This is a genomic window from Zhihengliuella sp. ISTPL4 (assembly GCF_002848265.1).
Classification (GTDB): Bacteria; Actinomycetota; Actinomycetes; order Actinomycetales; family Microbacteriaceae; genus Microbacterium.
The window spans coordinates 1,252,968-1,271,982 of record NZ_CP025422.1; the positions used below are offsets into that span (position 1 = coordinate 1,252,968).

Here is a 19,015-nt window from a genome sequence, read left to right on the forward strand (position 1 = left end):
CCCGGTCGAAACAGGTTAGGCTTGGTGGTCGAGAGTGTGCGGGCCCGAGCGCATCCTGCGTCGTGCGTCCGCATCGGAGATCTTCAGCGATGAAAGAGGGCGATAGAGCGTGTCGAACCAGGTGACCGGCGTCGGTGGCGACGGGGGGTTCGGAGCCAATTCCTGGCTCGTCGAAGAGCTCTACGAGCAGTTCAAGGAGAACCGCGACTCGGTCGACAAGGAGTGGTGGCCCATTCTGGAGAAGTATCACTCCGAGGCCACCGCCGCCGGAGGCTCCGCCTCTTCCGCGACGACCACGGCCCCGGCCCACCCGGTGACCGCCCCGATCCCCGTCATCGGCGCTCAGCCGATCGCCCGCACCACCGCGAAGCCCGCGGCAGCCGCCCCGATCCCCGCCCAGGCGCCGAAGCCGAAGCAGGAGTCCAAGGAGACCCAGGAGCCGTCCGAAGAGGACAAGATCACTCCGCTCCGCGGCCTGCCGAAGACCCTCGCCGCCAACATGGACGAGTCGCTCACCGTCCCCACCGCGACGAGCGTCCGCACCGTCCCGGCGAAGCTGATGATCGACAATCGCATCGTCATCAACAACCACATGGCCCGCACCCGCGGCGGCAAGGTCAGTTTCACGCACCTCATCGGCTGGGCGCTCATCCGCACCCTCGACGAGTTCCGCAGCCAGAACGTCTTCTATGCCGAGATCGACGGCAAGCCCTCCGTCGTCGCTCCCGCGCACGTCAACCTCGGCATCGCGATCGACCTGCCGAAGCCGGACGGCACCCGTGCCCTCATGGTCCCGAGCATCAAGCGCGCCGACACCATGACCTTCACCGAGTACCTCTCCGCCTACGAAGACCTCGTCACGCGGGCACGCTCCAATAAACTCACCGCCGCCGACTTCCAGGGCACCACGGTCTCGCTGACCAACCCCGGCGGCATCGGCACGGTGCACTCGGTCCCGCGTCTCATGAAGGGCCAGGGGTGCATCATCGGCGCCGGCGCCCTCGAGTACCCGGCCGAGTTCCAGGGCGCGAGCGAGAAGACGCTGAACGAGCTCGCGATCGGCAAGACCATCACGCTCACGAGCACCTACGACCACCGCGTCATCCAGGGCGCCGGCTCCGGCGAGTTCCTGAAGAAGGTGCACGAGCTGCTGATCGGCCAGCGCGGCTTCTACGACGACATCTTCGCGGCGCTGCGCATCCCCTACGCGCCCATCCGGTGGAACCCCGACATCGCGGTCGACCTCGCCGAGCGCGTCGACAAGCAGTCGCGCGTGCAGGAGCTCATCAACTCCTTCCGCGTGCGCGGCCACCTCATGGCCGACATCGACCCGCTCGAGTACCGGCAGCGCTCCCACCCCGACCTGGAGATCGAGAGCCACGGCCTGACGTTCTGGGACCTCGACCGCGAGTTCGTCACCGGCGGTTTCGGCGGACGCCGCGTCGCCAAGCTCCGCGACATCCTCGGCGTGCTGCGCGACTCGTACTGCCGCACCCTCGGCATCGAGTACATGCACATCCAGGATCCGGAGCAGCGCCGCTGGTTCCAGGAGAAGGTCGAGGTCAAGTACCAGAAGCCGGGCCACGACGAGCAGTTGCGCGTGCTGCGCAAGCTCAACGAGGCCGAGGCTTTCGAGACCTTCCTGCAGACGAAGTTCGTCGGACAGAAGCGCTTCTCCCTCGAAGGCGGCGAGTCGCTGATCCCGCTCCTCGACGAGATCCTCCAGGGCGCGGCCACGGCCGGGCTCGAGGGCGCTGCGATCGGCATGGCCCACCGCGGCCGCCTCAACGTGCTCACCAACATCGCCGGGAAGACGTACGGCCAGGTCTTCCGCGAGTTCGAGGGTACGCAGACCCCGGGCAACCAGCGCGGCTCCGGCGACGTCAAGTACCACCTGGGTACGGAGGGCACGTTCGTCGCCGACGACGGCTCCCCCCTGCCGGTCTACCTCGCCGCCAACCCCTCGCACCTGGAGACGGTGGACGGCGTGCTCGAAGGCATCGTCCGCGCGAAGCAGGACCGCAAGCCCATCGGCACCTTCGCCTGGTTGCCGATCCTCGTCCACGGCGACGCGGCCTTCGCCGGCCAGGGCGTCGTCGTCGAGACACTGCAGATGTCGCAGCTGCGCGGCTACCGCACCGGCGGAACCATCCACGTGGTCGTCAACAACCAGGTCGGCTTCACCACGACGCCGAGCGACGCCCGCACCTCCGTCTACGCCACCGACGTGGCCAAGACGATCCAGGCACCGGTCTTCCACGTGAACGGCGACGACCCCGAGGCCGTCATCCACGTCGCCCAGCTCGCGTTCGAGTACCGCGAGCGCTTCCACCGCGACGTGGTGATCGACCTCGTCTGCTACCGCCGACGCGGCCACAACGAGGGCGACGACCCCTCGATGACGCAGCCGCTGATGACCGACCTCATCCAGGCCAAGCGCTCCGTCCGCCGCCTGTACACGGAGTCGCTCGTCGGCCGCGGCGACATCACCGAGGAGGAGTACGACGAGGCCAAGGCCGACTTCCAGAACCGCCTGGAGATCGCCTTCGCCGAGACGCACGCCGCCGAGACCGGTGCCACCCCGGTCGCTCCGGAGGAGGCCCCGCAGGTCGAGGACCAGGTCGGCGCCCCCGAGGTCACCGGTGTCCCCGCCGAGGTCATCCGCCTCATCGGTGACGCGTTCGTGAACAAGCCCGAGGGCTTCACGGTGCACCCGAAGATCCAGCAGCTGCTGGAGAAGCGTCTCGACATGAGCCGCAACGGGAACATCGACTGGGGCTTCGGCGAGCTGCTCGCCTTCGGTTCGCTCCTGGTCGAGGGCACCCCGGTGCGCCTCGCCGGTCAGGACTCGCGCCGAGGGACGTTCGTGCAGCGCCACGCCGCCCTCCACGACCGGGCGAACGGGCAGGAGTGGCTGCCGCTGTCGAACCTGTCCGACGCGCAGGGCCGCTTCTTCGTCTACGACTCGCTGCTCAGCGAGTACGCGGCGCTCGGCTTCGAGTACGGCTACTCCGTCGAGGCTCCGGAAGCCCTGGTGCTGTGGGAGGCGCAGTTCGGCGACTTCGTCAACGGCGCGCAGTCGGTCATCGACGAGTACATCTCCGCCGCGGAGCAGAAGTGGGGCCAGCAGTCCAGCGTCACCCTCCTGCTCCCCCACGGCTACGAGGGCCAGGGACCTGACCACTCCTCGGCGCGCATCGAACGGTTCCTGCAGCTCTGCGCGCAGGACAACATGATCGTCGCGCGCCCGTCGACCCCGGCCTCGCACTTCCACCTGCTGCGTCGTCAGGCCTACGCCCGCCCGCGCAAGCCGCTGATCGTGTTCACGCCGAAGGCGATGCTGCGCCTGCGCGGTGCGACCAGCCCGGTGGAGGCGTTCACGAGCGGCCGGTTCGAGCCGGTCCTCGACGACGACCGCGGTCTCGACCGTTCCGCCGTGAAGCGCGTCCTCGTGCACAGCGGCAAGGTGCACTGGGATCTCCGCGCCGAGCTGGAGAAGAACCCGAACCCGGAGATCGCGCTGGTGCGTCTGGAGCAGCTCTACCCGACCCCGATCGACGAGCTGAAGAAGATCACCGACTCGTACCCGAATGCCGAACTCGTGTGGGTTCAGGAGGAGCCGGAGAACCAGGGCGCCTGGCCGTTCCTCGCACTGGCCTTCGCAGACGTCCCCGGCGACCGTTCGTTCCGACCGGTCTCGCGTCCCGCCTCGGCTTCGCCGGCGACGGGATCGTCCAAGGTGCACGCCACCGAGCAGGCCGCTCTGATCCGCGCAGCGGTCACCCTCGGCTGATCGTCCCCGTCACGACGAAGGGCGCCCCGGCTTCGGCCGGGGCGCCCTTCTCGGTTCCGTGGATCAGTACCAGATGTCGAGGGACGGCGCGGGGAAAGCGACGAACGCCCGATCCAGCGCCTCGACCGCGGAAGCGGCGCCGGTGATCCGCCCCGCTCCGTGCAGCGCCGCCCCGCGGACGCCGCCCGCGTAGATCGACGACAGGGCGGAGACGTCGAGCGCGAGGTCCGCCTCGGCGTCAGCGACCTCGTCGATGTGCGCCCTGCCGTCGGAATCGACACGCAGCCGCCACGTGCCGGTGGCGAAGCCGAGCGGGTCCTCGACGCGGAGCGCGGTGTCCAGCGGTGCGGCGTAGGTCCGGGCCGTGAGCGCGGCACGGACGTCGAGCACCCGCAGCCAGCCGTGGTCGTGCACCTCCTGCCTGACCCCACGCGGGTCGACGACGAGCCACGGCAGCGCGTCGTCGAGGGGACGGAGGTCGGCCGTGACCTCGTCGACGAGATCGTGCTGCAGGGCGAACCGCCACAGCGCGGCCGTCGCCTCCGCGGTCTCGCCGATGAGCAGCCGGACGTGCAGCGAGAAGCGGAAGGTGTCGCCGCGCTCGGTGAGGTGGAAGGCCATCACGCCGCGCACCCGCCCGGAGTCGTCGCGGTACCGGATGCCGCGCACCCGATCCCGGTCCGTGTCGCTCGTCGCGAGTCCGCTGAGTCCTGCCCAGCGGGCCGTCCACCCGGGGACCTGGCCCGACCGCGCGGTGCGGGCGCGTTCGTGCACCTCCCCCAGCTCGGCGGCGAGCTCCTCGCGCTCGAGGTACTCGACGTGCCCGCCGGGCACGGGGCCCGCCCATCCCGCGCGACGGACGTCGACCGTGAACCGCGACACCGGGATGGCGGAGCCGAAGCCGTACCGCCCGTAGATGGTGGCCTCGGACACCGTGAGGCCCGCGAGGGGGAGACCGGCGTCGGCGGCTGCACGGAGCTCGCCCTCCAGCAGGGCTCGCGCGATGCCACGGCGACGATGCGTGCCGGCAACGGTGACCCCGCTGATCGCCCACATGCCGATCTCTCCGCCCGGGACCGTGAGCGGAGTCACCCAGGAGTCGATGGTCGCGACGGGCAGGCGGTCCGCCGGAGCGTCGTGTTCGTACACGCCGATGTTGCGGCGGCTCCGCACGGTCTCGGCGCCCTCCTCCCGGACGGCGGCCGACGGTTCCGCGCCGAGGAATCCTCGGGCCATGGCCCGTTGGAAGGCGGTCAGGCGGGTGGCGTCCGCCGTGTCCAGGACGCGATAGTCGAGGTCCTGCCCCGCGAGCCGGTCGACGGAGGTCTGGTCAGCGGGGATCCCGCGCGCATCGATGAGGGCCATGCCCCCCAGCCTACGGGCGGTCTCCGACGCGCCGTGCGCGGACCGTGACTCAGTGCTGTGCGGCCTGGACCTCACGCAGGCGGGCGAACACCTGGTCGCGCAGCTCCTCCGGAGCGGTCTCCTTGCAGGCGCGGGCGATGACCTCGGTGAGGGTCGTCGCCACCAGAGCCTCGTCCCGGCACGCCGGGCAGTTCTCCAGGTGCTCGCGGATCTCGGCGTGCTCGGTCTTGCACACCTCGTTGCGGAGGTACTCCTCCAGATCCTGACGGGCCTTGTCGCAGCCGCAGTCGCTCATTCCTTGCTCCTCGGGTCAGCCGCGGCGATGCCCCGCTCCGCGGCGTAGTCGGCCAGCAGCTCCCGCAGCATCCGCCTGCCACGGTGCAGACGGCTCATGACGGTGCCGATGGGGGTCTTCATGATGTCGGCGATCTCCTGATACGCGAAGCCCTCGACGTCGGCGAGGTACACCGCGAGCCGGAAGTCCTCCGGGACGGCCTGCAGCGCATCCTTCACGACCGACGCCGGCATGTGATCGATCGCCTCGGCCTCAGCCGATCGGCTGTGCGAAGCCGTCGTCGACTCCGCGCCACCGAGCTGCCAGTCCTCGAGCTCGTCGATGGTGCCCTGGAAGGGCTCGCGCTGCCGCTTGCGGTAGATGTTGATGTACGTGTTCGTGAGGATGCGGTACAGCCACGCCTTGAGGTTGGTCCCCTGCGCGAACGTGGACCAGGAGCCGTAGGCCTTGACGAAGGTCTCCTGCACGAGATCGGCGGCGTCCGCGGGATTGCGCGTCATGCGCATCGCGGCGGCGTAGAGCTGATCCATGAAGGGGAGCGCCTGCTCCTCGAACTCGCGCCGAGGGTCGCCGACGGTGGCTGCGGTTGCGGTGTCGTCCATCACGGGCCAGTCTAGGCGGCTGAGGTCGATCACCTCGCGTTCCAGCGTCGCAGTCATCCTCTTCCCTTCGTACCGAGTCCGCCTCTCACGAGGACGGCGTCGCGTTTACTAAGGTGAGAACCGATGAGCGCCAAAAGGTATTCCCCCACCCGTGTGCAGGGCGCCTACCCCGCGCCCACGGTCGACGGCCCGGTGCACGCCGAGCTGACGATCCCCGGATCGAAGTCCCTCACCAACCGCGAACTCCTCATCGCGGCGATCGCGGACGGCCCCGGCCGTCTGATCGCGCCGCTCCACTCGGACGACTCGCAGCGCATGGTGGAGGCCCTCCGTGCGCTGGGCATCGGCGTCGAGGAGATCGACGCCGGTCACGAGTTCGGCCCTGACCTCGTCATCACGCCCGGCAAGCTCCGCGGGGGCACGACCATCGACTGCGGCCAGGCGGGGACCGTCATGCGCTTCATCGCACCGCTGGCCGGTCTCGCCGAACAGGATGTGCACCTCACCGCCCATGAGACGGCGCTGCATCGGCCGATGGGCGGGCTCATCAGCGCCCTGCGCGATCTCGGCGTCGACATCGACGACGAAGGCACCTGGGCCCTGCCGTTCACCATCCGGGGCCACGGCCACATCCGCGGCGGTCGGGTGGAGATCGACGCGTCGGCGTCGAGCCAGTTCGTCTCCGGTCTTCTGCTGGCCGCGCCGCGCTTCGACGTCGGTCTGCACCTCGTGCACACCGGGGAGCGCCTGCCGAGCCTGCCGCACATCGACATGACCATCGAAGCGCTGAGCCGCCGCGGCATCCGCATCGAGCGCCCCGCCGTCGGCGAGTGGCTCGTGGAGGCCGGCGTTCCCCGCGCCAAGGAGATCCCGATCGAGCCGGATCTCTCCAACGCCGCCCCGTTCCTCGCTGCGGCCCTCATCACCGGGGGTTCCGTGGGGATCACCGGCTGGCCGGCGCATTCGACCCAGCCCGGGGCCATGCTGCCCGAGATCCTGCAGGCCGCCGGCGCCCACGTCAGCCGTCACGGCGGGGTCCTCACCGTGCGCGCCGGTTCCGGCATCCGCGGCCTCGATCTCGACCTGTCCGCCGCGAGCGAGCTGACGCCGACGCTCGTGGGGCTCGCCGCCTTCGCCGACGGTCCGACCACCATCCGCGGCATCGGACACATCCGCCTCCACGAGACCGACCGCATCGCGGCCCTCGTCGGCAACCTCCGCGCTCTGGGCGGGACCGCCGAGGAGCTCCCCGACGGCATCCGCATCGTGCCGGGTCCGCTGCAGGGCGGCACCTGGGCCGCGCACCACGATCACCGCATGGCGACGACCGGCGCGCTCATCGGCCTCCGCGTGCCGGACGTCGTGATCGACGACATCGGCACCACCGCAAAGACCCTCCCGGAGTTCACCATGCTCTGGGAGCGGATGCTGCGAGGCTGACAGGTGAGCTGGCTGGACGACGCCGATGACCTCGAGGACGACTTCGAGGACTACGACGAGAGCAGCATCCGCACTCGTCCGAATCCGAAGGCCAACCGGCCGCGGACGAAGCGCCGCCCTGCGCACGAGGACGCGCAGATCGGTCGCGTGCTCGGGGTAGACCGGGGCCGCTACTCCGTGCTCCTCGACGAGGACACCCCGCAGGAGCGCACGATCACCGCCGCCCGCGCGCGCGAGCTGCGGCGCACGCCGATCGTCACGGGCGACCAGGCCCGCGTCGTCGGCGACACCTCGGGAGACGAGGGCACGCTGGGACGGATCGTGGGGATCGTCGAACGCACCTCGCTCCTGCGCCGCAGTGCTGACGACACCGACGAGGTCGAGCGGGTGATCGTCGCGAACGCGGACCAGATGCTCATCGTCGTCGCCGCCGCCGATCCCGAGCCACGTGCCCGCCTCGTCGACCGTTACCTCGTGGCCGCCCTCGACGCCGGGATCCGTCCCCTCCTCGTGGTGACGAAGACCGATCTCGCCGACCCGGCACCCTTCCTCGCGCACTTCGACGGCCTCGATCTCCGCGTCTTCACGAGCGCACAGGACGAGATGCCGGTCGACGAGATCGGCGCGGCGCTCATCGGCCACTCGACGGTCTTCGTCGGGCACTCCGGTGTGGGCAAGTCGACCCTCGTGAACGCCCTCGTCCCGACGGCCGGTCGCGCCACCGGACACGTGAACCAGGTCACCGGCCGTGGACGCCACACCTCCTCCTCCACGGTCTCCCTCCGCTACGAGGGCACCGGCGGCACCGGCTGGGTCATCGACACTCCCGGCGTCCGTTCCTTCGGATTGGGGCATGTCGACCCGTCGAACATCCTCGCCGCCTTCACCGAGCTCGCCGTCATCGCGGAGGACTGCCCGCGCGGCTGCACCCACCTGCCGGATGCCCCGGACTGCGCCCTCATCGAGGCGGCGGATCGCGGGGAGCTGAGCGAGACGGGGCGCGCCCGTCTGGACTCCCTGCAGCGGCTGCTGCAGACCTTCGCCGACAAGGCGGAGCAGCCACCAGGGCGATAGGCTTTGAGCGTGACCGAACGCCTGGAAACCGGAACCGCCGCCCCCGACTTCTCGCTGCTCGACCAGGACGGGAACACCGTCCGGCTGGCCGACCTGCGCGGCACGAAGACCGTGCTGTACTTCTATCCCGCGGCGATGACCCCGGGCTGCACGACCGAGGCCTGCGACTTCCGCGACAGCATCTCGTCGCTCCAGGGCGCGGGGTATCAGGTCGTCGGGGTGTCGCGGGACGAGCCCGCCAAGCTCGCCGCCTTCCGTGACCGCGACGGTCTGACGTTCCCGCTCCTCAGCGACCCCGATCACGCGGTGCACGATGCCTACGGCGCCTGGGGCGAGAAGATGAACTACGGCAAGGTCGTCGAAGGCGTCATCCGCTCGACCTTCGTCCTGGACGAGGACGGCATCATCACGAGTGCGCAGTACAACGTGAAGGCCACCGGCCACGTCACGCGCCTGCGCAAGCAGCTCGGCATCGACGCCTGACGCGCCGAGCGGTCACTCCGCTTCGCGGCGCGTCCCCTCCCGGCGCGCGCTCGCGATGAGGAGCGCGAAGCCGGCGATCCCGGGAACCCCGACGCCGAACACGAAGACCCACGGGATGGGCGGCAGCGTGAGGGCGCTCAGCGCCAGGACGATCGCGAGCACCTGGAACACCACGCCGCCCGACCGCGCCCACGAGCGTCCGGCGCGGGTACCGAACGCGAACGCCGCCAGCGCTGCGGCGCCGATCAGGGTCAGGACGATGAGGGCGATGGCCGTCGGCAGCGATGCCGCGTCACCCGCACCGAGCCCCGCCATCTCGATCGCCGCGAAGACGAGCAGCGCGACCGCCTCGATCGCCAGGACGGTGGCGGCGGCGCGGGCGATTCCCGGTGCGCGCACGAGGTCCTCCCGGGGATCGAATGACGAGAAAACCCTTGATTTCAGGGTATTCATGTAACAGAATAGAGAAAGTCATGTGCTCCCACAGCGGCGTGGGGCGAACGTTCGCGTTCGCATCACAATCAGCGGGCATCCGCCCGTATCTCACCAGGGTAGCGGAACCCGAACCGACACCCGAATCGAGAAGTCGCCTCGCGACATCTCATGAAATCCACACCGAGGAGCCCCCATGGACTGGCGTGACAAGGCCGCCTGCCTGACCGTCGACCCCGAGCTGTTCTTCCCTGTCGGGAACACCGGCCCGGCCGTCGACCAGATCGAGAAGGCCAAGACGGTCTGCGCGACCTGCACCGTCACCGAGATCTGCCTGCAGTATGCCCTGGAGACCAGCCAGGACTCCGGCGTCTGGGGCGGCCTCTCCGAGGACGAGCGTCGCGCCCTCAAGCGCCGCGCCGCCCGCGCTCGCCGCGCCTCCTGAGTTTCACGAAGCGGCCTGAGACACCGTCTCAGGCCGCTTCTGCGTGTTCCGGGGGAACCTCAGCGCTCAAGCCAGCGCAGGGGGATGTCGATGACCACCTCGGTGCCCTCGCCCTCGCTCCCCCGCCAGTCGATCGTGCCGCCGAGCTCGCCCTGGATCAGCGTGCGGATGATCTGGGTGCCGAGTCCCTGGCCCACGCGGCCTTCGGGGAGTCCGTGACCGGTGTCGCGCACCGTCACGCGCAGGTTGTCCTCGGTGCGCTTCGCGTCGATCGTGACGGATCCCTCCTGACCCGCGAGCCCGTGCTCGACGGCGTTCGTCACGACCTCGGTCAGTGCCAGGGCCAACGGCGTGGCGTATTCGCTGGGGAGCACGCCGAATCGTCCGGTCGACTGCGTGCGTGCGCGCGTGTTCGGAGCCGAGGCGACCTCGGCGACGAGCTTCAGGACCCGGTCGAAGACCTCATCGAAGTCGACCTTCTGCGTGAGTCCCTGCGCCAGCGTGTCGTGCACGACGGCGATCGCGTCCACCCGGCGCATGGCCTGGGTCAAGGCGTCGCGCGCCTCGTCCGAGTGCGTTCGCCGCGCCTGGATCCGCAGCAGCGAGGCCACGGTCTGCAGGTTGTTCTTGACGCGGTGGTGGATCTCGCGGATCGTCGCGTCCTTGGTGATGAGCTCCTGCTCCTGGTGGCGCAGCTCCGATACATCGCGGCAGAGCACGATCGCCCCGATGCGCGTGCCGTGGTCCTTCAGCGGGATCGCTCGCAGCGAGACGGTGACCCCGCGCGCCTCGATGTCGGTCCGCCACGGCGCACGGCCGGTCACGACGACCGGCAGCGACTCGTCGACCTGGCGGGACGGCGGCACGAGCCGGGTCGTCACCTCCGCGAGCGACTCCCCCTCGAGCTCGTCGTCGAAGCCCATCCGGTTGAAGGCGGAGAGGGCGTTGGGGCTCGCGAACGTGGTGATGCCGTCCACGTCGATGCGGATGAGACCGTCGGACGCGCGAGGTGCGCCCCGGCGCGGCGACGTCGGCGCGGCGAGATCCGGGAAGCTCCCGTCCGCGATCATGCGGAACAGGTCGTTGGCGCACTCGTCGAACGTGATCTGCTGGCGAGACGGCGTGCGGACCTCGCCGAGGTTCGTGTGCCGGGTCACCACGCCGATCACGCGGGGGCTCCGGTCGTCGCCGCGCCGCTCGATCACGATCGGCACGGCACGTACGCGCGTCGGGGTCTCCTCGAACCAGTCGGGTGAGGAGGAGTCGACGATCTCCGCGGACTCGAAGGCACCCTGCACCTGCGTGCGCCACTGCGGGCGTACCCTCTCCCCGACGATGTCGCGGTAGAAGAGCGTGGCGGCGCCGCTGGGCCGCGCGTGCGCGACGGCGATGAACGAGCCGTCCTCCGTCTGGATCCACAGGACGATGTCGGCGGAGGCGAGGTCGGCGAGGAGCTGTCCGTCTCCGGCGAGCCGGTGCAGCCACTCCACGTCGTCGTCGGTCAGAAGGCCCTGGGCGTGGGCGAGATCACTGAGGGTTGACACCCCTCCAGCCTAGGCTCCCCCGCCTCAGAGGATGGCGAGCGACGTCGCGCGCCACCGGCGATCCAGCCCCTCCAGCCGGATGGCCACCGCCCGCGTCCGCCCCGGACCCGCCACCACCACGACCGCCTCCACGATGCCGTCCCGCGGGTGTGTCACACGCACGGCCCGGATGACGAAGGTCGGTCGCGTCGGCGTGACACCCCGCGCACTGCGCGCGCGAGCGGCGAGGTTCGCCCGGGTGACGACACTGCGGTACGCCTCCTCGCTGAACCAGCGGGCGAGCTGGTCCACTTCCCGCACCCCGGCCAAGGCCTCGAGCGCCCCCTGCGTGAGGCTGCGGATGAGAGGCGCAGGGTCGGGAAGCTCATCGGCAGGGGTGGGCTGAGGTCCGAAGTACTCGGCCAGCATCATCTCGATCTCCCCTCGGAGGCGTCAGCGAGCCGTCAGTAGAACACGCCGCGGATGCCGGGGGGAGGACGCGGATGCAGGTCTGTGGACAACCCGTAGGCCGCTGGTTCAGGCCGATGTGGATAACTCGGACGCGAGGAGCACCGCCCCTACGCTCGGTCGGGTGCACTGGGAATCCCTCTTCGACGACCTGGAAGGACAGCTTGCCGCGGAGTGGGAGGCGGAACGCGCCGCCCGCGACGCCGAATCGGAGCGCCTCCGCGTCGCGCGTCTCGACCTGCGGACGCGATTACGCCACCTGTGCGGCGCACAGGCGGCGGCGACGCTCCACCTGGCGGACGGCGCTCACGTGCCCGTGGGGCTGCGCTCGTTGGGCGTCGACTGGCTCGCCGCCGTCTCCCGCGTGCCGCAGGGCGCGGGTGTGCCGAGCTCTGTCCTGTTCATCCCGGCGTCGGCGATCTTCGGCCTCACGGTCGACCACGGCTCTCTGCTCGCGAGTCTCAGCGAAGCCGAACGCGACCCGACGACCCTCCGGGAGCGGATGACGTTGGGCTTCATCCTCCGCGATCTCGCCCGCCGTCGCCTGCCGGTGCGGCTCCGTCTCCTCGCCGGGGACGACCTGCACGGCACCATCGATCGCGCCGCCGCGGATCACCTCGACCTGGCCGAACACGACAGCGGCTCCGCGCGCCGGGCCGAGGTCGTGCGCGGATTCCGGATGGTGCCGTATGCGGCGCTCGTGACGATCCGCGTGCAGGGGACGACGACGATCTGACGCTCACCCGATCCGGGTCGTCGAGGGACCCCACAGCTCCGGGAAGCTCGCCGCCTGCGACTGCCGCCACAGGGCCATCCGGCGACCCTCCTCCGCCTGCGCAGCCAGGTACTCCTCGATACTCGCCTCCTCGATGCGCCAGCGTGCGGGAGCACCGAGAGGGGCGCCGCGGAGCTGGCCGGCGTGCACGAGCGTGATCACCTCGTCGACGTCGACGCTCAGCAGCTCCGCCACCTGAGCAGGCGCGAGGAAACGACGGGCGTGCGGGGGCGCGGGTGTCATCCCCTCATTCTGAGCGCGGCAGCGCTGCGGCGGCCCGACGGTCGAGACGTTGTGGATAACTCGGAGGCTCTGACTCGTGCTTCTGTGACCATATCGCCATGGCCCCGCTCTCCCGCTCCTCTCGTCGTTTCCGCGGCGACATCCGCTTCGTGGTCGGCATCGTGCTCGTCCTCGCGTCGATCGCCGGAGTCTGGTTCGTCCTCACCTCGGGGGATCAGGCGACGCCGGTACTCAGAGCCGGACGCACGATCGTCCGCGGCGAAACCCTCCGTCCGTCGGACTTCGCGACCGTCGATGTCGCCCTCGGCGCTGTGTCCGACGAGTACCTGCGGCCGGGACAGCTCGCCGCGGGGCAGGTGGCCGCCCGCACCATCACCGAAGGCGAGCTCATACCACGCGCCGCGACGACGGCGGCGGAGAACACGCGCACGACGACGGTCGTCGTGAAGAGCAGCATCGGCCTCCCCGACGACGTGACCACCGGGGCCGAGGTCGAGATCTGGCAGGCTCCCCTGCGCGACGACGGCCGTTCCTATGACGAACCTCGCATCCTCGTCGGGGACGTCGTCGTCCGGTCGGTCCTGGAGCCGGAGGGGCTGCTCGCGGAGGGGACGGCGGAACTCGAGATCGTCATCGACCGAAGCGACGTCGCCGCCGTCCTCGCGGCTGTCACAGGCGGCGCGGCGCTCTCCGTCGTCCCGGTCGGAGCCGGATCGTGAGCGTCGTCCTCGTGGCCATCGACGCACCCCGCTCCGGAGAGCTCGCTGCCGAGCTGGAGTGGGAGGGCGTCGCGGCGATCAGCCTCCCCTCCGCCTCCCCCGCCGCGATCGTGGCGCGCCTGCACGCCGATGTGGTCGCCGTCGTCGTCCCCGCGCGCAGGGCGGTGCTCACGCCCGCGCTGCTGACGGCGTGCGATCGCGCCGGAGTGCGCATCCTCACGCTCGGGGGCACGGATGGCCGGGCCGTGGTCCGGCTCGGCCTCACACCACCGATGCGCACGGAAGCGGCCGGCTGGGAGATCGCGGCGGCGTTGAGCGCCGAGGTGTCTTCCGACCCGTCGTCGCCGGTGTCTCCGTCTCGGGTCACGACGGTATGGGGTCCGCACGGGGCGCCAGGACGCTCGACGGTCGCCGTGCAGCTCGCCGTCGAGCTCGCGCGTCTCGGCCGCACCACGGCGCTGGTCGACGCGGACACCGTGGCTCCCGCCCTGGGACTGCTCCTCGGCATCGAGGACGACGCCCCGGGCTTCGCCGCGGCCTGTCGCCGTGCCGACGCGGGGGCGCTCGATCGTGCCGAGTTGAGCCGCCTCTCCGCTGCATTGACGGCCGGTGGCACAGAGATCCAGGTTCTCGCCGGAATCAACCGCCCGAGCCGCTGGCCGGAGCTGTCGGACGCGCGCGTGCGGGCATCGCTATCCGTCTGCCGGACCTGGGCCGACGAGACGATCGTCGACGTCTCCGCCGCGATCGACGCCGACGACGAGGCGACATACGACATGGTCGGCCCGCGCCGGCACGCCGCGACCTCCGCCGCGCTCCGCGAGGCAGATCGGATCGTCGCGGTGGCGGCCGCGGATCCGCTGGGGATCAGCCGCTTCCTCCGCGACCACGCGGAGGTTCGTCGACTCGTGGGGCAGACGCCCGTGACCGTCGTGGTGAACCAGGTCCGGCCCGGGCCGCTCGGACTCGACGCCCGTACGCAGATTCGCCGCACACTGCACCGCTTCGCCGACCTGAGCGACGTCGCCTTCTTCCCGCTGGATCGTCGGGCGGTCGACGCCGCCCTGCTCCACGCCCGGCCGATCTCCGACATCGCGCCGCGCTCGGCGCTGGTCGCCGCCGTGCGCCGGCTCGCCGCCGGCCTCGACCCCGTCGCCCCCGCGGAGGCTACTGCCGATAGCTCGACAGGAAGTTCCCGAGGCGCTCGACGGCTTCGCTCAGCACTCGCGGCTCTGGCAGGGTCACGAGACGCAGATGGTCCGGCGTCGGCCAGTTGAAGCCGGTCCCCTGCACGAGCAGGATGTGCTCGGATACCAGCAGGTCATAGACGAGCTTGGCGTCGTCGCGGATCTCGTGGACGTTCGGATCCAAGCGGGGGAACGCGTAGAGCGCCCCCTGAGGCTTGACGCAGGAGACGCCGGGGATCGCCTCCAGCCCCTCCCAGGCGATATCGCGCTGTTCGTGCAGCCGCCCGGTCGGGGCGATGAGGGCGTCGATCGACTGGACGCCGGACAGCGCCGCCTGCACGGCGTGCTGCGCCGGGACGTTCGGGCACAGTCGGGTCGATGCCAGGAGGGTGATGCCCTCGATGAAGCCCTTGGCATGGTCCTGCGGTCCCGTGATCACCATCCAGCCGGACCGATAGCCGGCGACGCGATACGTCTTGGACAGGCCGTTGAAGGTGAGGCAGAGCAGGTCCGGCGCCAGGGTCGCCGTCGGGATGTGCACGGCCTCGTCGAAGAGGATGCGGTCGTAGATCTCGTCGGAGAGGACGAGCAGCTGGTGCTCGCGCGCGATCTGCACGAGACCCTCCAGCACCTGTCGCGAGTACACGACGCCCGTGGGGTTGTTCGGATTGATGATCACGAGCGCCTTGGTGCGCGGGGTGATCTTCGAGCGGATGTCCTCGAGGTCAGGCTGCCAGCCGTTGTCCTCGTCGCAGAGGTAATGCACGGGCGTGCCGTCCGCGAGGCTCGTCATCGCCGTCCACAGCGGGTAGTCCGGCGCCGGGATGAGGACCTCGTCGCCCTCGTCCAGGAGCGCCTGCATCGTCATGGTGATGAGCTCTGAGACGCCGTTGCCGAGGTAGACGTCATCGGGATCGAAGCGGGGGAACCCCTCGATCTCCTCGTACCGGCTCACGACGGCCCGGCGTGCCGAGATGATGCCCTTGCTGTCGCTGTAGCCGTGGGCCGTAGGGAGCGCGGCGAGCATATCGTGCACGATCTGGTGCGGGGCGTCGAACCCGAAGATCGCCGGGTTCCCGGTGTTGAGCTTGAGGATCCGGTGGCCCTCTGCTTCCAGTCGCGCCGCCTCGACGAGGGCGTTTCCGCGGATCTCGTACAGGACGTTCTTGAGCTTCGACGACTGGTCGAAGGTGCGCGATGGAGTCATCGATCAAGCCTACAGCGACGAAAGGAGGGCCAATCCGCACGGACTGGCCCTCCTCGTCACCCGAAGGCTACTTCTTCTTCTTGCTCTGCGCGCGGCGCTGCTCGCGGTTGCCCGCCGCCGGGGTGCTCTGCTCCGTGCGCTGGCCGAAGGCCCCACGCGGAGCCTCTTCGGGCTCAGCCGCCTGCGGAGCCTGGGCGCGCGCCGCGGCCTGCCGCATCCGGTCGGTCGCCGCCTGCTGCACCTGCCCGCGGTCGTTGCGGACCTCGACCTCGCCGGCGTCGTTCGCCGCGGAGTACTCCAGCCGCTGCTCTCCCCCGTCGGTGGCGAGGCCCTTGGCCTCCACCTCCGCGGTCTCCGCGTCGCCGGCTCGGCGCACCTCGACCTCGAGGTTGTAGAGGTAGCCGACCGACTCCTCCTTGATCTGGCCCATCATCGACTGGAACATCGCGTAGCCCTCGCGCTGGTACTCGATGAGCGGATCGCGCTGCGCCATCGCCCGCAGGCCGATGCCGTCCTTGAGGTAGTCCATCTCGTACAGGTGGTCGCGCCAGCGGCGATCGAGCACCTGCAGGACGACGCGACGCTCGAGTTCGCGGGTCGCGGCCTCGCCCAGCGACTCCTCGCGCTTCTCGTAGGCGATCTTCGCGTCCGAGAGGAGCTCGCGCGTCAGGCCCTCGGCGGTGATGCCGCCCTTGCGTCCGGCAGCCTCCGACACGACCTCGTCGATCGTGACGCTGACCGGGTACAGGGTCTTCAGCTCGGTCCAGAGCGCGTCGAAGTCCCAGCTCTCGTTGTGACCCTCGCCGGTGTGGTCCTTCACGACGCCGCTGATCGCGTCCTCGATGAAGTGCTGCACCCGGTCGGCGATGTCGTCGCCCTGGAGGATGTGACGGCGGTCGGCGTAGATCGCCTCGCGCTGACGGTTCAGGACGTCGTCGTACTTGAGGACGTTCTTGCGCATCTCGGCGTTGCGCGCCTCGACCTGCGACTGCGCGCTGCGGATCGCCCTGGACACGAGGCCCGACTCGATCGGTACGTCGTCGGGGAAGTTCGTCCGCGCCAGGATCGCCTCGGCGGCCCCCGACTGGAACAGCCGCATGAGGTCGTCGGTGAGGCTCAGGTAGAACCGGCTCTCACCGGGGTCGCCCTGACGTCCGGAACGACCGCGCAGCTGGTTGTCGATGCGGCGCGACTCGTGACGCTCGGTGCCGAGCACGTAGAGGCCGCCGGCCTCGATGACCTTCTCGGCCTCCTCCTCGACCACCTTCTTCATGGTCTCGTAGGTCTCGTCCCAGGCGACCTCGTACTCGTCCGGCGTCTCCACCGGGTCGAGCCCCTTGGCCTTCAGTTCCTGCACCGCGAGGAACTCGGCGTTCCCGCCCAGCATGATGTCGGTGCCGCGGCCGGCCATGTTGGTCGCGACCGTCACGGCGCCGAGGCGCCCGGCGCGGGCGACGATCTCCGCCTCGCGGGCATGGTTCTTGGCGTTGAGGACCTCGTGCTTGACGCCCTTCTTCGCCAGCAGGCGCGACAGGTACTCGCTCTTCTCGACACTGGTCGTGCCGACGAGGACGGGCTGACCGTTCACGTGGCGCTCCGCGATGTCCTCGACCACCTGCGCGAACTTCGCCGCCTCGTTCTTGTACACGAGGTCCGGCTGGTCCTTGCGGATCATCGGCTTGTTCGTCGGGATCGGGATCACGCCGAGCTTGTAGGTCGACATGAACTCGGCGGCCTCGGTCTCAGCGGTACCGGTCATGCCGGCGAGCTTGTCGTAGAGGCGGAAGTAGTTCTGCAGCGTGACGGTGGCGAGGGTCTGGTTCTCGGCCTTGACCGGCACGCCCTCCTTCGCCTCGATCGCCTGGTGGATGCCCTCGTTGTAGCGGCGTCCGACGAGGATGCGACCGGTGTGCTCGTCGACGATCATGACCTCGTCGTTCATCACGACGTAGTCGGTGTCCTTCTTGAAGAGGGCGAGCGCCTTGATGGAGTTGTTCAGGAACGAGATGAGCGGCGTGTTGGCCGACTCGTACAGGTTGTCGATGCCGAGGTAGTCCTCGACCTTCTCGATGCCGGGCTCCAGGACACCGACGGTGCGCTTCTTCTCGTCGACCTCGTAGTCCTCGCCGGCCACGAGTGTGCGTGCGATCTTGGCGAACTCCGCGAACCAGCGGTTGGCTTCGCCGGACGACGGTCCGGAGATGATGAGCGGCGTCCGTGCCTCGTCGATGAGGATGGAGTCGACCTCGTCGACGATCGCGAAGAAGTGCTCGCGCTGGACGAGGTCCTCCTTGCGCCAGGCCATGTTGTCGCGGAGGTAGTCGAAGCCGAACTCGTTGTTCGTGCCGTAGGTGATGTCGGCGGCGTACTGCTCGCGGCGGACGGCGGGGGTCTGTCCGGAGACGATGATGCCCGTCGTCATACCGAGAGCGCGGTATACGCGCCCCATGAGCTCCGCCTGGTAGCTCGCGAGGAAGTCGTTGACGGTGATGACGTGCACGCCCTTGCCGGCGATCGCATTGAGGTACGCGGGGAAGGTCGCGACGAGCGTCTTGCCCTCACCGGTCTTCATCTCGGCGATGTTGCCGAGGTGCAGCGCGGCGCCACCCATGATCTGCACGTCGTACGCGCGCATGTTCAGGGTGCGCTTCGCGGCCTCTCGGACGGCGGCGAAGGCCTCGGGCATGAGCTGGTCGAGCGTCTCGCCCTTCTCGTACCTGGCGCGCAGCTCCGCGGTCTCGTTGCGCAGCTCGTCGTCCGTCAGCTGGGAGATGTCCTCCTCGAGGGCGTTCACCGCCTTCACCACCTGGTTCAGACGGCGGATGATCCGCCCCTCACCTGCACGCAGCAGCTTCTCAAGAGGATTCGCCACGGATGTCATCTCCCTGTCATTGGGTCATCAGCCCGGCCGCCGTGAGGCGTGCGCCAGGCATACTTTGCCATGTTACCGGGCTGTGACCTCCA

The 19,015-nt window shown here is 69.8% G+C and carries 17 protein-coding genes; 8 read left to right on the top strand and 9 right to left on the bottom strand.

Annotated features, from left to right (window positions below; all coding sequences use genetic code 11):
* Window positions 1-109: 109 nt before the first annotated feature.
* On the top strand, window positions 110-3,793 hold the full coding sequence (locus CYL12_RS06095; protein ID WP_101846442.1) for a multifunctional oxoglutarate decarboxylase/oxoglutarate dehydrogenase thiamine pyrophosphate-binding subunit/dihydrolipoyllysine-residue succinyltransferase subunit: 3,684 nt from the start codon (window positions 110-112) through the stop codon (window positions 3,791-3,793).
* Between the two features lie 63 nt (window positions 3,794-3,856).
* Here CYL12_RS06095 and CYL12_RS06100 read toward each other — a convergent pair whose 3' ends face one another.
* Genes CYL12_RS06100 through CYL12_RS06110 form a run of 3 tightly spaced genes read right to left on the bottom strand, consistent with a single transcriptional unit; the run spans window position 3,857 to window position 6,112 of the window.
* Window positions 3,857-5,158 (bottom strand): GNAT family N-acetyltransferase, encoded by a 1,302-nt coding sequence (locus CYL12_RS06100; protein ID WP_101846444.1) that lies wholly within the window; start codon window positions 5,156-5,158, stop codon window positions 3,857-3,859.
* 49 nt (window positions 5,159-5,207) lie between these two features.
* Window positions 5,208-5,453, bottom strand: coding sequence for a zf-HC2 domain-containing protein (locus tag CYL12_RS06105; RefSeq protein WP_025103064.1), 246 nt, complete (start codon window positions 5,451-5,453; stop codon window positions 5,208-5,210).
* Window positions 5,450-6,112, bottom strand: coding sequence for a sigma-70 family RNA polymerase sigma factor (locus tag CYL12_RS06110; protein ID WP_101846447.1), 663 nt, complete (start codon window positions 6,110-6,112; stop codon window positions 5,450-5,452). Before CYL12_RS06110 ends, CYL12_RS06105 begins: the two co-directional genes overlap by 4 nt.
* A 66-nt stretch (window positions 6,113-6,178) precedes the next feature.
* Here CYL12_RS06110 and aroA point away from each other — a divergent pair, with 66 nt between their 5' ends.
* The 3 genes from aroA to bcp are packed head-to-tail and all read left to right on the top strand — an operon-like array spanning window position 6,179 to window position 9,052.
* The gene (gene aroA, locus CYL12_RS06115; protein ID WP_101846449.1) at window positions 6,179-7,495 is read left to right on the top strand and encodes a 3-phosphoshikimate 1-carboxyvinyltransferase; all 1,317 of its coding nucleotides are present in this window, start codon (window positions 6,179-6,181) and stop codon (window positions 7,493-7,495) included.
* A gap of 3 nt (window positions 7,496-7,498) precedes the next feature.
* On the top strand, window positions 7,499-8,569 hold the full coding sequence (rsgA, locus tag CYL12_RS06120) for a ribosome small subunit-dependent GTPase A (protein WP_101846452.1): 1,071 nt from the start codon (window positions 7,499-7,501) through the stop codon (window positions 8,567-8,569).
* A 9-nt stretch (window positions 8,570-8,578) separates the two neighbouring features.
* Window positions 8,579-9,052 (top strand): thioredoxin-dependent thiol peroxidase, encoded by a 474-nt coding sequence (gene bcp, locus CYL12_RS06125; RefSeq protein ID WP_101846454.1) that lies wholly within the window; start codon window positions 8,579-8,581, stop codon window positions 9,050-9,052.
* A gap of 12 nt (window positions 9,053-9,064) precedes the next feature.
* Here bcp and CYL12_RS06130 read toward each other — a convergent pair whose 3' ends face one another.
* Window positions 9,065-9,451, bottom strand: coding sequence for a hypothetical protein (locus CYL12_RS06130; RefSeq protein ID WP_101846456.1), 387 nt, complete (start codon window positions 9,449-9,451; stop codon window positions 9,065-9,067).
* Between the two features lie 229 nt (window positions 9,452-9,680).
* On the opposite strand from CYL12_RS06130, the gene CYL12_RS06135 reads away from it, so the two are divergent.
* Window positions 9,681-9,929 carry a WhiB family transcriptional regulator gene (locus tag CYL12_RS06135; protein ID WP_017203224.1) on the top strand — a complete coding sequence of 83 codons (249 nt, stop codon included), beginning with the start codon at window positions 9,681-9,683 and terminating at the stop codon, window positions 9,927-9,929.
* Window positions 9,930-9,988: 59 nt separating this feature from the next.
* On the opposite strand, the gene CYL12_RS06140 is transcribed toward CYL12_RS06135, so the two are convergent.
* Together CYL12_RS06140 and CYL12_RS06145 are read right to left on the bottom strand one after the other, a co-directional pair.
* Window positions 9,989-11,473, bottom strand: coding sequence for a sensor histidine kinase (locus CYL12_RS06140; RefSeq protein ID WP_101846458.1), 1,485 nt, complete (start codon window positions 11,471-11,473; stop codon window positions 9,989-9,991).
* Between the two features lie 24 nt (window positions 11,474-11,497).
* The gene (locus CYL12_RS06145) at window positions 11,498-11,884 is read right to left on the bottom strand and encodes an Rv3235 family protein (RefSeq protein ID WP_101846460.1); all 387 of its coding nucleotides are present in this window, start codon (window positions 11,882-11,884) and stop codon (window positions 11,498-11,500) included.
* 160 nt (window positions 11,885-12,044) lie between these two features.
* Between CYL12_RS06145 and CYL12_RS06150 the strand changes: the two genes are divergently transcribed.
* Window positions 12,045-12,656 carry a hypothetical protein gene (locus tag CYL12_RS06150; protein WP_101846462.1) on the top strand — a complete coding sequence of 204 codons (612 nt, stop codon included), beginning with the start codon at window positions 12,045-12,047 and terminating at the stop codon, window positions 12,654-12,656.
* Window positions 12,657-12,659: 3 nt separating this feature from the next.
* Here the strand turns inward: CYL12_RS06150 and CYL12_RS06155 are convergent, their stop codons facing one another.
* The gene (locus CYL12_RS06155) at window positions 12,660-12,938 is read right to left on the bottom strand and encodes a helix-turn-helix domain-containing protein (protein ID WP_101846464.1); all 279 of its coding nucleotides are present in this window, start codon (window positions 12,936-12,938) and stop codon (window positions 12,660-12,662) included.
* Window positions 12,939-13,036: 98 nt separating this feature from the next.
* Here CYL12_RS06155 and CYL12_RS06160 point away from each other — a divergent pair, with 98 nt between their 5' ends.
* On the top strand, window positions 13,037-13,657 hold the full coding sequence (locus tag CYL12_RS06160; RefSeq protein ID WP_101846466.1) for an SAF domain-containing protein: 621 nt from the start codon (window positions 13,037-13,039) through the stop codon (window positions 13,655-13,657).
* Window positions 13,654-14,934, top strand: coding sequence for an AAA family ATPase (locus CYL12_RS06165; RefSeq protein WP_158297103.1), 1,281 nt, complete (start codon window positions 13,654-13,656; stop codon window positions 14,932-14,934). The genes CYL12_RS06160 and CYL12_RS06165 overlap by 4 nt, the downstream gene beginning before the upstream one ends.
* Here the strand turns inward: CYL12_RS06165 and CYL12_RS06170 are convergent.
* Both CYL12_RS06170 and secA read right to left on the bottom strand, forming a co-directional pair.
* Window positions 14,825-16,051 carry a pyridoxal phosphate-dependent aminotransferase gene (locus CYL12_RS06170; RefSeq protein WP_101846468.1) on the bottom strand — a complete coding sequence of 409 codons (1,227 nt, stop codon included), beginning with the start codon at window positions 16,049-16,051 and terminating at the stop codon, window positions 14,825-14,827. The two genes, CYL12_RS06165 and CYL12_RS06170, sit on opposite strands and share 110 nt — an antisense overlap.
* Window positions 16,052-16,118: 67 nt before the next feature.
* Window positions 16,119-18,923 (bottom strand): preprotein translocase subunit SecA, encoded by a 2,805-nt coding sequence (gene secA, locus CYL12_RS06175; RefSeq protein WP_101848694.1) that lies wholly within the window; start codon window positions 18,921-18,923, stop codon window positions 16,119-16,121.
* Between the last annotated feature and the right edge of the window lie 92 nt (window positions 18,924-19,015).